Source organism: Acetobacterium sp. MES1 (assembly GCF_002237635.1).
GTDB lineage: Bacteria > Bacillota > Clostridia > Eubacteriales > Eubacteriaceae > Acetobacterium > Acetobacterium wieringae.
This window is the reverse complement of sequence record NZ_MJUY01000054.1, coordinates 147,782-163,757: the sequence shown is the minus strand read 5'-3', so window position 1 is coordinate 163,757 and position 15,976 is coordinate 147,782. Positions and strand designations below refer to the sequence as shown.

The 15,976-nt window shown below is 47.7% G+C and carries 16 protein-coding genes; all 16 read right to left on the bottom strand.

Going from position 1 to position 15,976, the window contains the following annotated elements:
• Positions 1-226: 226 nt before the first annotated feature.
• On the bottom strand, positions 227-451 hold the full coding sequence (locus tag BI182_RS15370) for a DUF2922 domain-containing protein (RefSeq protein ID WP_084633895.1): 225 nt from the start codon (positions 449-451) through the stop codon (positions 227-229).
• Between the two features lie 165 nt (positions 452-616).
• On the bottom strand, positions 617-841 hold the full coding sequence (locus BI182_RS15365) for a DUF1659 domain-containing protein (protein ID WP_286809153.1): 225 nt from the start codon (positions 839-841) through the stop codon (positions 617-619).
• A 203-nt stretch (positions 842-1,044) separates the two neighbouring features.
• Positions 1,045-1,398 carry a D-Ala-D-Ala carboxypeptidase family metallohydrolase gene (locus BI182_RS15360; protein ID WP_228881536.1) on the bottom strand — a complete coding sequence of 118 codons (354 nt, stop codon included), beginning with the start codon at positions 1,396-1,398 and terminating at the stop codon, positions 1,045-1,047.
• A 191-nt stretch (positions 1,399-1,589) separates the two neighbouring features.
• Positions 1,590-1,988 (bottom strand): phage holin family protein, encoded by a 399-nt coding sequence (locus BI182_RS15355; RefSeq protein ID WP_286809151.1) that lies wholly within the window; start codon positions 1,986-1,988, stop codon positions 1,590-1,592.
• A gap of 417 nt (positions 1,989-2,405) precedes the next feature.
• Positions 2,406-3,407, bottom strand: a complete 1,002-nt coding sequence (gene whiA / locus BI182_RS15350) for a DNA-binding protein WhiA (protein ID WP_148637368.1) — start codon at positions 3,405-3,407, stop codon at positions 2,406-2,408.
• A 319-nt stretch (positions 3,408-3,726) separates the two neighbouring features.
• Positions 3,727-4,737, bottom strand: a complete 1,011-nt coding sequence (locus BI182_RS15345; RefSeq protein ID WP_286809149.1) for a gluconeogenesis factor YvcK family protein — start codon at positions 4,735-4,737, stop codon at positions 3,727-3,729.
• Positions 4,738-4,804: 67 nt separating this feature from the next.
• Positions 4,805-4,996: a hypothetical protein gene (locus tag BI182_RS15340; protein ID WP_286809147.1), complete on the bottom strand. Its 192-nt coding sequence runs from the start codon at positions 4,994-4,996 to the stop codon at positions 4,805-4,807.
• Positions 4,997-5,056: 60 nt separating this feature from the next.
• Complete coding sequence (gene rapZ, locus BI182_RS15335; RefSeq protein WP_228881529.1) at positions 5,057-5,929, bottom strand: RNase adapter RapZ; 873 nt, start codon at positions 5,927-5,929, stop codon at positions 5,057-5,059.
• A 155-nt stretch (positions 5,930-6,084) separates the two neighbouring features.
• Positions 6,085-6,816 carry a PHP domain-containing protein gene (locus BI182_RS15330; RefSeq protein ID WP_228881527.1) on the bottom strand — a complete coding sequence of 244 codons (732 nt, stop codon included), beginning with the start codon at positions 6,814-6,816 and terminating at the stop codon, positions 6,085-6,087.
• Positions 6,817-7,006: 190 nt separating this feature from the next.
• Positions 7,007-7,912: a UDP-N-acetylmuramate dehydrogenase gene (murB, locus tag BI182_RS15325; RefSeq protein ID WP_286809144.1), complete on the bottom strand. Its 906-nt coding sequence runs from the start codon at positions 7,910-7,912 to the stop codon at positions 7,007-7,009.
• A gap of 215 nt (positions 7,913-8,127) precedes the next feature.
• Entirely contained in the window at positions 8,128-8,877 is a 750-nt protein-coding gene (locus BI182_RS15320; protein ID WP_286809142.1) for a ComFC family protein, read from the bottom strand.
• Positions 8,878-9,013: 136 nt separating this feature from the next.
• Complete coding sequence (gene recD2 / locus BI182_RS15315) at positions 9,014-11,227, bottom strand: SF1B family DNA helicase RecD2 (protein ID WP_286809140.1); 2,214 nt, start codon at positions 11,225-11,227, stop codon at positions 9,014-9,016.
• 201 nt (positions 11,228-11,428) lie between these two features.
• Positions 11,429-13,180, bottom strand: coding sequence for an NADH-dependent [FeFe] hydrogenase, group A6 (locus BI182_RS15310; RefSeq protein WP_070370043.1), 1,752 nt, complete (start codon positions 13,178-13,180; stop codon positions 11,429-11,431).
• Between the two features lie 20 nt (positions 13,181-13,200).
• Complete coding sequence (gene nuoF / locus BI182_RS15305) at positions 13,201-15,000, bottom strand: NADH-quinone oxidoreductase subunit NuoF (protein ID WP_070370042.1); 1,800 nt, start codon at positions 14,998-15,000, stop codon at positions 13,201-13,203.
• Positions 15,001-15,019: 19 nt separating this feature from the next.
• A complete protein-coding gene (locus BI182_RS15300; RefSeq protein WP_070370041.1) occupies positions 15,020-15,418 on the bottom strand; it encodes a (2Fe-2S) ferredoxin domain-containing protein in 399 nt (132 codons plus the stop codon).
• Between the two features lie 4 nt (positions 15,419-15,422).
• A complete protein-coding gene (locus tag BI182_RS15295) occupies positions 15,423-15,968 on the bottom strand; it encodes an ATP-binding protein (RefSeq protein WP_286809136.1) in 546 nt (181 codons plus the stop codon).
• Between the last annotated feature and the right edge of the window lie 8 nt (positions 15,969-15,976).

Below are 15,976 nucleotides of genomic sequence, written 5' to 3'. Positions count from 1 at the left end.
ATCGTTGGGGTATGACATGGGGACGTTTTGTTTGTCATCGTTGCTGCGTGGCTCGGGCAACATGACGGATGCCCGGGCAAGACATGGGGACATTTCGTATTTTACATTTACAGCGGCTCCCGGATATGACAATGGGACATTTCGCCTTTCATCCCGCTGGGCTGACAGACGTAACGTCCCCTTTTCATATCCTATCAATCTCAGGCGGGGTTTCCCCCGCCTTTGGCTATACGGTCATTTCAAAGTCCTGGGTGGTGGTGGAAATCAGTTTACCGCTGACCTTCTTTACCAGGGCAATATTATCCGGGGCAAACACATTTCGGGTCAGGATCTGATCCATTGCTGCATTGATTTCAGCAGGCGTTACCGCTGGATCGGCATCTGATACGGAAATGGTGGCGTTTTTGCCATCGGCACGGGCAAAAACCATGGTTGCTTTAATATCGGCCATATTTTACCTCCTTTCGCTATACTTTTTGTTAGACAATTGCGATAGCACGAACAATCGGTGCTTTGGGTTCAGTTTGCACAAACAATTGTGTTATGTAACAATTGTTTCGTGCAAAACTGGAGTCAAAGCTCATGGCACTTTCGCAACTACCTATATTTTTGGGGGTTACACCCCGGGAATCAGTAGGGTGGTTTCGACTTTGAGTACTTCTTCCATGGTGGGAACCTGCAAACTGGCAAGGGCCTCAGCCACAGCGTAAATATCTTCATCAACGGCGGTTTCTTTGAGGTTGGAATAAGTTTTGGACTTAATCACTTCTTTCCCGTCGACCACCCCGTGGTTCGAACGAACCTGGAGCTTATTGCTGATAAAATCAGTTGTTACTGGCATTTTGTGTACCTCCTTTCATCGGTTATACTTATAAATGGAATGAACTGGAAAAAGGTGCCATCTTTTTTTAAGTATTTGGATAAGAGACATTTTGTTTGTCATCGCTACAGCGTGGCTCGGGCATGACATGGGGACATTTCGCCTTTCATCCCGCTGGGCTGACAGGCGTAACGTCCCCAAGTCATACCCTATCTTTACGGTGGTTAGATTTCCAGATGGCAAAAACCCTCATCTTCGTAAATGATGACACCCAGCCCGGCGGCGATGGCAGCGGCGGCCAAAGCATGAACTGAGAGCCCCGGAGCATAGCAGTCGGCGGCAGCGCCGAAGAGATGCCGGGAATGGGAAATCCCCCCGACTTCTTCATTGCGAACCGGGCAGCGGACCCCGGAGGTGATGATAATCGGGTTATCCAGCATCATCCGGACGGCTTCCAACCGACCTACCAGTTCGCCATTCATCTCCGCCGGGAAGCCATTACAATAACGGCCTTCACAGCAGCATTTAAACTCCTGACGGTTAAAATGGGGGGTTAATTGTTCGTTGTTGATACACATAAATATTCTCCTCTTCGTTTTAATTTTTTTGAGACATGGTGACGTTTTACTTGTCACATTTACAGAGTAGCCCGGGTATGACATGGGGACATTTCGTACGTCATCCCTATCGGGCTGACATCCGTAACGTCCCCATTTCATGCCCTATCACAGGCGTAATGTCCCCTTTTCTCATCCTACCAGTCCCTTGCTCATTCTTCCTCGGACAACTGGGCCAGAACTTTTTTGAGACTGGCGGGAATGGGAAAACCCAGGGCGGCCAGGTTTTCAGTAATGCTGATGCCCTCATTGGCCAGATAGAAAAAAATCATGGCTGTGCGGAGGGTCGCACCGCCGCCCATTAGATTCTGATCTAACAGGTGACCCATGGCCACAATGACAAAGATCAGCATTTTTTTCATAATTCCGTTAAAACCAATTTGGCTGGATACCTGCCGTCGGGCTGCTGCCAGGGCCAGACCGGTGAGATAGTCAATCAGGATAAAGCCCATCAGGGTATACAGATACCCGTCGAAGCCACCTAAAAGAAAACCCAACACCGAACCAATCACCCCACATACCGTGGGCAGGGATTCTAGAATTGTTTTCATTTCATCGCTTGTCCTCCTTTCTTTAAATAGTGGCCACTTGCAAAACTACCGTGAGCTTTGCGCCCAGTTTCGCACGAAACAATTTCTACACTGTACGGCGAACAGGCTATCGCCTGTTCGTCTACACGTTACGAAATTGTTTGTGGAAACTGCTCCCAAAGCAATCATCGTTCGACTTTTTCATTTAGTAATTACCTAAATAGTGGTACACTCCTTAAATGGCAGTTCCCGGGAAAAAATGACATAAAAAAAACCATCCGGAGAAGGATGGTTCGGCATGGGGACGCTTTACTTGTCACATTTACAGCGTGGCCTGGGCATGACATGGGGACATTTCGCCTTTCATCCCGATGGGCTGACAGGCGTAACGTCCCCAAGTCATGCCCTATCACAGACGTAACGTTTTCAAGTCATGTCCTAGCGCTGTTTGAGGTCGGCGGCGATCTGGTTTAGTTTTTTGAGGCGGTGATAGACCCCGGACTTGCCGACGGGGGGGTCCAGGCGTTCACCCAGCTCTTTGATGCTGGCATCGGGGTAGTTAAGCCGCAGTTCGGCAATGTCGTAGAGATTTTTGGGCAGGTTTTTTAAACCAAACTGCTCTTTGATCAGCATAATATCGGCGACCTGATCGTAGGCGGCGGCAATGGTTTTATTGAGATTGGCGGTTTCACAGTTGACCTGACGGTTCACGTCATTGCGCATTTCCTTGACAATCCGGATGTTTTCCATTTCCAGCAGGCCCCGATGGGCCCCGATGACGCTGAGAAAATCGGCCACGCTGCTCCCTTCTTTCAGGTAGAGTACCCAATGGGCTTTGCGATGGATCAGGTTGGACTTGATCTCGTAACCATCAAGAATCGTTTTGATGCTTTGCAGATAGGCGCATTGCTCACTGGCAACCGCTGGACTGCGGTCGGCTTTTTTTGTGATGGTGGTTTTTTTACCCACCAATTCCAGATGATAGGTTTTTTCCGGGTTGGATACGGACCCGCAGCCTAAAAAGACCCCCCGGATATAGGCCTTTGTCTGATTTTGCTGCTTGATAAAGGGCTCCGGTACCTGATTGGCAAAAAAGGCCTGGCCATTGGCATTGTAACTTAAAATCTGACAGTCTTCCAAGATTATTTTTGCCGTCCATGGTTGTTCAACCACCACCCGGTAGGCCCGGTGTTCTTTGAATTTACGGGTTTTTTCAATCTTGATTTTTGGTTTAATCTGATACAGGGATTTAATCAACTGATAGCAGCGGGCCGCCACGGCGGGGTTTTCGGTTTTGATACTGATGGTCATGGCCCCGGATTGCTCGATGTGGATGGTTCCCACGGCGCCAATCATGCCGGACAGTTCGGCCCGCTGACAGGCTTTGGAGCCGTAGGGAAGCTTGGAAAGATCTTTTTTTAAAATGGCTGAAAATGTCATGGCGGCTCCTTTCTTTCGGTGCGAGTTGCGGGCGATCACGGATCGCCCCTACGAGTTGACAAGCGCACAGTGTGACAAGGGGACGTTTCGTTTGTCATTGTGTGACAAGGGGACGTTTCGTTTGTCATTGCAGGCTTCGGCCCGGGCATGACATGGGGACGGAACGTCTTTATGAACGACAACACTGCTCGGATGAGACAATGGGACATTTCGCCTTTCATCCCGATGGGCTGACAGGCGTAACGTCCCCTTTTCTCATCCTACCAGTCCCCATGTCATACCCTATCACAGCTGTACTGTCCCCTTTTCACATCCTACTTCATTTTATATAGGTTTCGAAGATGCGCCGGGCCAGGAGGTCGGCATCGTGGCGGACAAAGCCGTTTTCCATGATGACATAGTCGTCCAGAATATAGGCGTACTGTTCCAGAGGGGAGATGATTTTCACCACCTCGGCGGCGCATTTTTGGTATTTTTCTTCAATGCTTTTGGGCAGACTGCCGGTGTTGGCGACCACATAGTCGAACAGGCGGCCTTCGGTCTGATCGAGGTGGGCTTCAATGGCCCGGATGTGGTCTTCCTGGGTATAACCGTCGGTTTCGCCGGGCTGGGTCATAATGTTACAGATGTAGAAACGTTTGGCCCGACTATCAAATATCGCCCGGGCTACATCTCTTATCAGCAGATTGGGAATAACGCTGGTATAGAGACTGCCAGGTCCAATTACAATCATATCGGCATTTCTGATGGCTTCAATGGTTTCGGGCAGGGGTCTGGTGTCTTCCTGTTTTAAAAAGATCTGGGTGATCGGGCTTTTTTGTTCCAGTGCCGCCCCGGGTATGGCTGATTCCCCTTCAATGACCTGGCCATTTTTCAGGGTTGCCATCAGCACCATCTGGGAGAGGGTAACTGGCAGTACCGCCCCTTTAATCTGCAACACATCGGAGGTCCGCCGGACAGCATCGTAAAAATCGTGGCTGATGCCGTTCATCGCTGCCAGAAACAGATTTCCAAAGCTTTGTCCGGCCATGGGGCCACCGGGAAAACGATAATTAAAGAGTTCCTGCATGACGTTTTCGTCGTCGGCCAAAGCCAGAATGCAGCTGCGGATGTCGCCAGGGGGAAGAATGCCCAGTTCTTCCCGGAGTTTTCCGGAGCCGCCACCATCATCGCCAACCGTGACAATGGCGGTGAGATTATCGGTATATTTTTTTAAACCCCGGAGGATCACCGATAAACCGGTGCCACCACCGATGGCCACAACTTTTGGGTTTCTTACTTTGACAATATCTTTCAAGGTAAACTCCCTTATATATTCTTTCATATCCATGAAATCACATCCTTTTTTGTTTGTCTTTACATCGTTGCTCAGGTATGCGGGCGATCACGGATCGCCCCTACGAGATGGTGCAACTGACATCCGATTCTTCGTCATCGTCCGATTCCCGGATTTGACAATGGGACATTTCTGTCATCCCTTGTGACAAGGGGACGTTTCGTCTGTCATTGCAGGCTTCGGCCCGGGCATGACATGGGGACATTTCGCCTGTCATCCCGCTGGGCTGACAGGCGTAACGTCCCCAAGTCACGCCCTTACATCCGTAACGTCCCCTTTTCTCATCCTACCAGTCCCCAAGTCATGCCCTAACCTAGTGGTCCAGGCGGTTTCTTTTGATGTCCCGGTGTTTGAGGGTCGTTTCATAGCCTTTTTCTTTGAGGGCTTTGTTGAGTAGACAGGCAAAGGTGACCGAGCGATGCTGGCCGCCGGTACAGCCGATGGCAATCTCCACCGTATTTTTGGAAACCTTGGCAAATTGGGGAATGACGAATTCAATCAGATCCCACAATTTCTGATAAAAGACCTCGGCTTCGCGAAAAGACATGACATAGTCTCTGACGGCCTGATCTTCGCCGGTTAGATTTCTAAGTTCCTGTTTATAGAAGGGATTGGGCAGAAAACGGACATCAAAAACAAAATCGGCCCCCATGGGACTGGCATATTTAAAACCGAAGGAATAAATTTTCACCTTTGGTTTGGACTGATCCCGATCAAGTTCAACCAGCTTTATCAGTTGTTCTTTAAGCTCTCTGACCTTAATGTCTGAAGTATCGATAACTTCGTCGGCAATTTCTCTAAAATGCTCCAGGCTTTTTCGTTCCGCCTGAATCGCTTCGATGAGGTTACTGGCAAAATGGGTCAGGGGATGATTACGCCGGGTTTCCTGATACCGGGATACCAGTACCTCGTCCCGGGCATCTAAAAAGATCAGGGTCAGATCCTCCCGGGTGGCCTTGTATTCAGCCAGGGGAGTGTCTTTTCCCTCCAGGAAAACATCTCCCCGGACATCGGTGACCAGGGCGATCTTTTCAATTTCGGTGGCCGATTGCTGACAGAGATTGATGAAAGTCACAATCAGCTGCGGGGGAATGTTATCAACACAGAAATAACCCAGATCCTCGAGGATTTGGATAGCCTGGGATTTTCCGGCGCCAGACATACCGGTGATGATGATGGTTTTCATGGGTTACTCCTTTTTTTGAATTACTGTGACTCCCGGCCATGACATGGGGACATTTCGCCTTTGCAAACTACAGCACTGCCCGGATGTGAAAAGGGGACATTTCGCCTGTCATCCCGCTGGGCTGACAGGTGTAACGTCCCCTTTTCACATCCTACCTAGTCGGTGATGTTGACGATGCGGGTAATGGGGATGCCGGCGGCTTTGACAACCTCCGGGGCGGCCCGCATATCACCCAGCGCAGCGATACTATGGGCGTCGCTATTGATGGCAAAGCTGACTGGGTATTTCATGGCGATTTTTATTTCTTCGGCGTTTAAATGATTATGTCTGGGGTTAATTTCCAGGATCACACCGTGTTCGGCGGCGGCTTTGGCAACCGCTTCGATGTTGATAGGCATTTTATCGCCGGGATGGGTAATCAGCTTGATGTCATAGCGTTCCATCATTTTGATATAGGTTCGGGTGTTCATCTCCACCACCGCTTTTCTTAAAAAAGGCAGCACCCGGGCCGCATAGTTGGGAAGGGCAAAAACAAAGATATCTTTGATACTGGCCGGGAAATAGCCGTAGTGGTAGCCAGCTGAGATCCAGTCGCAATATTTTTTTTCTTCCTCTTTAATATCTATGTCGCCGTTGGCGCCGATGATGTTGGATTCCACCGAAAGGTAGATGTCAATATCGTCGTATTTTTGATTAAGAGCATCGATCTCGGCCCGCATTTTGGCAAAATTCTTTTTTCGCACCCCAAAAACAGGATGGCTGCGGCCATGGTCGGAAATGGTGATGGCCGTAAGGCCAATTTTGCGGGCTTGAGCCACCATTTCGGCAATGGTATTTTTACCATGGCTATAGGTTGTATGGGTGTGCATATCATGGGTTATTTTCATGAGATTTCCTTACATATTATTGAGATAGGTTAATTGCAAAACTGCCGTGAGCTATTCTATTTGTCATCACTACAACGTGGCTCGGTCATGACATGGGGACATTTCGCCTTTCATCCTGCTGGGCTGACAGGCGTAACGTCCCCAAGTCATACCCTATCACAGGCGTCACGTCTCCTTTTCTCATCCTAGCCTAGTCGTTTCCGATGACGATGACTTCGGTCTTCAGGTCGACGTCAAATTTTTCTTTAACGGCTGACTGAATCGTACCGATGAGGTTTAGAATATCAGCAGCAGTGGCACCGCCTTTATTGATAACAAAGCCGCTATGTTTTTCGGAGACCTGGGCCCCGCCGATGGCATAGCCTTTAAAACCGGCATCCTGCACCAGTTTACCGGCATAATAGCCTTCCGGTCGGCGGAAGGTGCTGCCGGCGCTGGGGTATTCCAGCGGTTGCTTGGTCTGTCTTTGGGTGTTTAAGTTAAGCATTTTTGCTTCGATGGCCTGGCAGTCGCCGTGTTTTAGACCCAGCTCGACACGAATCAGAATCCAGCCGTGCTGTTGCAGGATACTGGATCGGTAACCAAACTGGCACTGTTCGGCAGGAATGGTTTTTTCGGTACCATCTTCTTTAATCACCGTAATGCTTTTAATCACTGCCTTCATTTCGCCGTCATAGGCACCGGCATTCATGGTGACGGCACCGCCCAGACTGCCGGGAATGCCGGAAGCAAATTCCAGACCGGTGAGGTTTTCTTTCAGCGCAATATTGGCCAGATCTTTGAGGCTGATCCCCGGTTCGGCAATCAGGGTTGTTCCTATTATTTCAACCTGATTAAGGGCTTTGGTATTGATGATAATGCCACGATAGCCTTTATCCCGGACGATCAGGTTGCTGCCGTTACCCATAATATAGAGGGGTTTTTCGGCTTCTTTGCAGATTTCCAGTACCTGTTGCAGTTCTTTTCGGGTCTGGGGCATTAAAAAAAGGTCTGCCGGACCCCCAACCTTAAAGGAGGTATGGTCTTTCATCGGTTCATTTTCTTTTATATTTTCGATCGCCATGACGGCTTGCAGTTTTTTGATGGTATTCTTCATATAATTATTCCTACCTCTTGATGCTTCGATTTTATCGCACAGGAGGACGGTTCTTTTGTGCACTTTTTATCAAGTAATTAGGAAAGCACAAGAAAAACCGTCCCCCAGTGCTTATCCTACTTTTTTGCTTCTATTAATCCATCATACCATTATTTACGTGGCTTCGCCACAAAAAAAGGCCCTTTGCGGGTCTTTTTAAGAATCTTTTATCTGGGCTACTCGGCAACGGCGCAAAGGGTTGCGATATAAACCTGGGCGGCACCAGCTTCCAGAAGGGTGGCACTGGTTTCTGCCAGGGTCGCCCCGGTCGTGAGGACATCATCCACCAGCAGGATGGTTTTATTCTGGATGGTGTTAATCTGTTCGACAGTGAATGCCCCGGTCAGATTGTGGAGCCGCTCTTCCCGGCCCTGGCCAAGCTGATGAGGCGTATCCCGGCTGCGGATCAGGACTTCCGGGGCCAATTCCGGAGCATTTGAATTTTTTTTAGCTAAACCGTCATAAATACCCCGGGCAATCTTTTCACTCTGGTTATAGCCCCGCTCGGTCAAGCGGTTGGGATGCAGGGGCACCGGAATAATCAGATCCACACGGTTAACCCATTGGGATTGGGCAATAGCAGCCCCCATGTGGGTGCCCATCCAGATACCCAAATGGGGCCGGTCTTTAAATTTAATGGCCTGCACCAATCTTTTAGCGGAGTCCTCATAACTTAGATGGGCATAACCACCGGCAAAAGGCAGATTGAGTTTGGCACAGGGGCTGCACTCCTTTCGCTGGTGACGAAAAATTGGCCGACCACACTGACTGCAGGTCGGATTGCTGATGACCGGAAGATCATCCTCACATTGATGGCACAAAAACCGGTCGGTAATAAAAAGTACCCGGCCGCAGATGGGGCAGGTGCCATTTTTGAGAAAAAGGTTGTTCTCAAGAAAGGTCAGGAGGGTTTGTTTCAGGTTCATGGTTACCTCTTTTCGCATTCATGGGGGTACTTTGCCTTTGATTCTGATTAACAGACTGCCCGGCCCGGGCATGACATGGGGACATTTCGTCTTTCATCCCGATGGGCTGACAGGCGTAACGTCCCCAGGTCACGCCCTATCTCATCGGGTGTCTGATATAGGTGATGATGCGATCCCGGAGGGCAGTCTGGCGATCCTGGGATTCGCCGGATTTGATCATTTGCCGGAAAACGTACTGGTTGCCCATCAAAATCAACAGCTTTTTGGCCCGGGTGACGGCCGTATAGAGCAGTTTGCGATTTAAAAAGAGGGGCGGCCCGCCGACGATCGGCATGACCACCACCGGGAACTCACTGCCCTGACTTTTATGGACGGTCATGGCGTAGGCGTGGGTGATTTCGTCCATCTGGTCAAAGTCATAGGTGACCCGCTTGCCGTCATTAAACAGAATGGCAAAGGATTTTTCCCGGTTACTGATGCTTTCTAAAATCCCGATATCACCATTATAAATCCCTTCGCCCTGTTCCAGCGACAGGGTGTCTTCCCACTTGATCCGGTAGTTGTTCTTGATCTGCATGACCTTATCCCCTTCCCGGTAAATCACCATTCCGAATTCCCGCTGCACCCGGTTCTCCCGGGGTGGATTGAGCACCGCCTGGAGTTCCCGGTTTAAATTGATGACCCCGACCTTACCGTTTTTCATCGGTGAGATCACCTGGATGTCACTGATGCTGTCAAAGCCTTTGGCCATTGGCAATCGATTGGTAACCAGCTCAAGAATATCCCGGAGCAGTTTGTCACTGTCGTTTTTGTTAAGAAATAAAAAATCCGAATCATTGTTGACATCTGGAATCCGGCCATGGTTAATCTCGTAGGCATTGACCGAGATCATACTTTCTTCCGACTGGCGGTAGATCCGGTCAAGGCTTAATACCTTGACCGCCCCGCTTTCAATGATATCTTTTAAAACATTTCCCGGCCCCACCGAGGGCAGCTGGTCGGCATCGCCAACCATGATCAGCCGGGTGCCCGGCTGGATGGCCATCAGCAAACTGTCCATCAGGAGAATATCAATCATCGAGGATTCATCAACGATAATGGCATCGACATCAAGGGGGTTACTTTCATCCTTGCTGAAACTGGGAAAGTCATCATCCTGACTGTATTCATATTCCAGCAGGCGGTGGATGGTTTTGGCTTCGTTACCGGTGGTTTCGGTAATCCGCTTGGCCGCCCGGCCGGTGGGGGCGGCCAGCACGGTTTTAAGACCCAGATCCTTAAAAATCCGGACAATCCCGTTGATAATGGTTGTTTTACCGGTACCAGGTCCGCCAGTAATGACAATAACCCCATTATCCATGGCGGCAGCAATGGCTTCCCGCTGCTTATCATCCAGAGTGATCGACATATCCTGCTCGTAGTTTCTGATTTTGGCCGTAATGTTGACATTCGCTATTTTATAGGTCATCTGACTGATTCTGGCCATGGCCAGGGCTGCATTGTCCTCAGCTTCAAATAGATTCCGGGGATAATAAACCCGCTGGTCGGCGATCTCCTCCTGAATGATGCGCCCCATCAGCACCAGTTCACCTAATTGAGCGTTAATCTCGTCTTCAGCGACACCAAGGATTCGAGAACTGGTCTCTATCAGCTCGGTTTCAGTCATATAGGTGTTGCCCCGGTTGTAGCATTCCCCCAGTGAATAGTTGATGCCGGCCAGAATCCGACCGGGGCTGTTGGCTTCAAAACCGAGGTGGTTGGCAATCTGGTCGGCAATTTTAAAACCAATCCCCCGAATATCATCGATCATCTGGTAGGGGTTATCAAGCAGCACCGAGATGGTGTCAAATTTGTAGGTTTTATAAAGCTTCATCGCCCAGTTGGCCGAGATGCCGTAGTCCTGAATTTGAATCATAATCTGCCGGACTTCCCGTTGTTCGTGGTAGACTTCTTTGATGGCAGCCAGAGTTTTCTTGCCAATGCCTTTTATTTCGGACAACCGCTGGGGATCATTGTCCAAGATCTCCAGGGTTTCTTCACCAAATCGGGCAACAATCGCTTTGGCGGTTTTTTCGCCAATGCCGGGCAGAATACCCGACGACAGATAGCGGGTAATGCCTTCGGTGGAGGTGGGAATTTCCATGGTATAGGTTTCCATAGTAAACTGATCACCGTAATTTTTATGTTCAGTCCAGTAACCAGTGAGTTTTAAGTATTCGCCATGATTCAGTTCGTCAAAATTCCCGACAACGGTGACCAGATCGCCTTCGATATCAAAATGGGCGACGGTATAACCGTTGCTGCTGTTTCTAAAAACGATGTGCTCCACCGTACCCTTAATGCTTTCCATGCTTTGCTCCTGTTTTGTTTTTCCGCACAGGGGGACGGTTCTTTTGTGTCCGATTGTTCTTAATCGAATTGTTGACACAAGAAAAACCGTCCCCCTGTGCTTACTTTTGTTCGATACTCTATTGGTTTATTATAACACAAAAAAAGACCCATTATTGGGCCTTTTTTTCGTTTAAGGAGTTTTTCGTTTATCGAACTGCAATTAAACCAATTTTGGTTTAGCTGAGTATTTTGTATGTAAAATATGGTGCGCTTTGTGGCTGTTTGGCTCTTCCAGGTATTCTTCGTACAGTCGGATGACAGAAGGATTCTGGTGAGATTTTCGGTAGGTTAATACATTGGCATCTTCGTCATACAGAGCTTTTGCTCGTTCAACACGAATGTCGACGTCCATTTTATCTTTAGCAGATACGATGGGTTGTCCACCACCGTTGACACAGCCGCCTGGGCAAGCCATCAGCTCGATGAAGTGGGTATCAGCCAATTTACCAGCTTTAAGCATTTCCATGACCTCACGGATGTTTGATCCACCATGAGCTACTAACAGGTTGACTTTCAGGTCTGGGGTTACATCAACACTGGCTTGTTTGATACCATCGGTACCACGAACAACATGATATTCAATTTCCTGAATGTCTTTTTTGTTCAGTACGTCGGCAACTGTTCTGACAGCCGCTTCCATAACACCACCGGTAGCGCCGAAGATAACAGCAGCCCCTGTGGATTCACCATAGTAATCATCAAAGTCTTCATCTGGTAATTTGTCAAACAGGATGCGAGCTTCTTTGATCATACGTGCCAGTTCCCGAGTGGTGATGGAGATATCAACATCGGCATTACCGTCGGTACATAATTCTTCTCGTTGTACTTCATATTTTTTAGCAGTACAAGGCATGATTGAAACAACAACCATATCTTTAGGATCAATTCCATTAGCTTGCGCATAGTGGTTTTTGAGTAAAGCACCGGTGATATTTTGTGGTGATTTACAGCTGGACAGATGTGGAATCGCTTCTGGATAATAGGTTTCGATAAATTTAATCCAACCTGGTGAACAGGATGTGATCATTGGCAGAACACCACCGTTGGTCACACGACCAATCAGTTCTGTTCCTTCTTCCATGATACATACATCAGCACCGAAATCGGTATCGAATACTTTGTCAAAGCCCAGTCTTCGTAAGGCAGCTGCCATTTTACCGGTTACTGATGTTCCCATTGGGTAGCCAAAGTCTTCACCTAAACCAGCACGAACAGCTGGAGCGGTTTGAACGATAACAGTTTTGGTCGGATCAGCAATGGCATCCCAAACTTGTTGGATATTTGATTTTTCTTTTAATGCGCCAACTGGACAGTTGATGATACATTGTCCACAGTTGATGCAACCAACTTCAGCTAACGATTTGTCAAATACTGGTTGTACCTGTGAGGTAAAGCCTCGACCAACGGTGCCCAGTACGGCAACGCTTTGGACGTTGGTACAAACGGATACACATCGCTTACAAAGAATACATTTGCTTTCGTCACGGACAACAGATGTTGATAAATCGTCGATCAGTTTACCTGATTTTTCGCCTTCGAAAGGAATTTCAGAAACACCCAGGTCGGTTGCCAGTGTCTGCAGTTCACAGTTTTCGCTACGAACACAGGTGGTACATTCACGGTTGTGGTTTGACAGAATTAACTCAAGGTTTACGCGTCGTGCTTTTCGAACGGCTGGGGAGTTGGTAAGTACTTCGATGCCGTTGGCAACTGGATAAACACATGCTGCTTGCAGTGCTCGTGCTCCAGCGATTTCAACCAGACACATACGACAAGCCCCAATTTCGTTAACATCTTTCAGGTAACAAAGTGTTGGGATATCGATATTGCTCATTCTGGCTGCTTCTAAAATGGTTGTTCCTTCGGGAACAGTCATTTCCTGACCGTTTATTTTAAATGTTACATCTTTCATTGTTTTTGTGACCTCCTAAATCAACCCTTGGAAATGGAGCCAAATGGACAGGCTTCAATACAGGCACCACATTTAATACATTTTGCTGTATCGATGGTATATGGTTTTTTCTTTTCACCGGTGATCGCATCGGCTGGACATTTCTTGGCACAGATTCCGCAACCTTTACAGGTATCAGGATTGATTGTGAAGTCTAACAGATGTTTACATACGCCAGCGGGACATTTTTTATCATTGATATGTGCTTCGTATTCATCACGGAAATAACGGATGGTAGACAGAACAGGGTTTGGTGCAGTTTGTCCCAATCCACAAAGTGCTGATGCTTTGATACCGACAGCCAGTTCTTCCAACCGTTCGATATCGCCTTCAATCCCTTTACCATCGCAGATTCGTTCCAGAATTTCAAGCATTCTTTTGGTACCAATACGGCAAGGAGGACACTTACCACAGGATTCGTCCTGAGTAAAGTCAAGGAAGAAACGGGCAACGTCAACCATACAGTTGTCTTCGTCCATTACGATGAGTCCACCAGAACCCATCATGGAGCCGATGGCAATCAGGTTATCATAATCGATTTCTGTATCTAATAAAGAAGCTGGAATACATCCGCCTGATGGTCCACCAGTTTGGGCAGCTTTGAACGCTTTACCATTGGGAATCCCACCACCGATATCAAAGACGATTTCTCGGAGGGTTGTACCCATTGGAATTTCAAGCAGACCGGTGTTGTTGATTTTTCCACCAAGTGCGAATACTTTTGTTCCTTTAGATTTTTCGGTTCCTACTGATGCAAACCATTCTGCGCCTTTTAAGATAATCGCTGGAATATTTGCATAAGTTTCTACGTTATTTAATACGGTTGGTTTACCAAACAAACCTTTGTTAGCTGGGAATGGTGGACGTGGACGCGGTTCACCACGTTTACCTTCGATTGAGTTCATAAGTGCTGTTTCTTCACCACAGACAAATGCGCCGGCGCCTAAACGAATTTCCAGGTCGAAGGAGAAATCGGTATCAAAGATATTTTCTCCCAGCAAACCATATTCTTTGGCCTGATCAATAGCGATCTGCAGACGGTTAACAGCGATTGGATATTCAGCTCGAACATAAACATAACCTTTAGAAGCACCTACAGCAAAACCGGCAATCGCCATGGCTTCGATCAGTGCATGCGGGTCACCTTCAAGTACAGATCGATCCATGAATGCACCAGGGTCTCCTTCATCGGCGTTACATGCTACAAATTTTACGCCATCTTCGGATACAGCATCGTGAGCAAACTGCCATTTAAGACCAGTTGGGAATCCTCCGCCCCCACGACCACGAAGACCGGACGCTTTAACTTCGTTAATTACATCGACTGGTGTCATGGTTAACAACACTTTTTCAAGCGCCAGGTAACCATCAAATGCGATATATTCGTCAATGTTTTCAGGATTGATAACACCACAGTTTGCCAAAGCAATACGTTTTTGGGTTTTGAAGAAGCCCAGTTCATTGATTGACAGTGGGTGATGACCATCACCTTTTTCGGTGTAGATCAAACGATCCAATGGACGACCTTTGACCAGGTGTTCTTCAACCAGTTCAGGAATATCAGCAGCTTCAACTCGGCTGTAGAATGTTCCTTCTGGGTATACAATAACAACTGGTCCCAGTTCACACAAACCAAAACAACCGGTTGCAACAACTTCTACTTCATCCAGGATATCGTGTTTGACTAATTCTTTTTTTAATTCTTTTACTAATGTCATGGATCCTGAGGATGTACATCCTGTACCACCACAAATCAGTACCTGCGAACGTTTATATGCCATCTGCTCTTCTCCTCCTCAATTAACCCTTAACCGTTGGATCAATGACTTTACCATCAACCACAGTCATGGTGTATTCATCGACAACTTTGCCTTGAGCCAAGTGTTCTGCTACAACTTTAGCAACCTTTTCCGGTGTCATATGCACATAGGTTACTTTTTCATTGTTAGCATCGTAAACTTCAACAATTGGTTCTAATCGACATGATCCGATACAACCTGTTTGGGCAACAGTAACATCGACCAAACCTTTTGCATCTACTTCTTCCATCAGTTTAACCATAACGGGTCGAGCGCCTGCTGCGATACCACAGGTTGCCATTCCTACTACGACGCGATATCCATTCTTGCCGTGTCTTAAATTGATTTCGTTCAATTTTTTTTCACGAATCGCTTTTAGTTCTGCTAAGGACTTTGCCATAAATTTATTCCTCCATAATTTCTTCAAGACCTTCTGAAACGAATTCCCGAATCCAGTTTAGTATCGCTGGTTCGTTTAACGATTCTACTTCCAGAGTGTCTTTAATTTCTCGTGTATTAAAAACAAATAGTTGGTTATTGAAGTCGTGTTGATAAATAAGATCTGTCTCTCCAAAAGACATTACCATGGTGAGTACCGTATCGGCCATATTCCCCAGCGGGACACGATCAATATGATCTCGCATGAAGCTTCCCACCACCTTTGTGCCAACACCGAGGGTCGAGCTTATCTCAAAGTATCCGCCGCATGCTTCCGCTGCTGCTTTAAATAGAGATAAACCCAGACCAACCTTTCTGGTTGTTCGGGTCGTTACAAACGGATCTGTGATATTCTCAAGTCGATCAGCCGGTATGCCACACCCATCATCAGTGATGATAATGGTGAGTTCATTATTTGCCGTGGACTCAATAATCAGCAGTTTCACAAGCTTTGCCTGTGCTCTAATGGAATTTTGGGTAATATCCAAAATGTGAAGGGACAACTCTTTCATAACAGCTA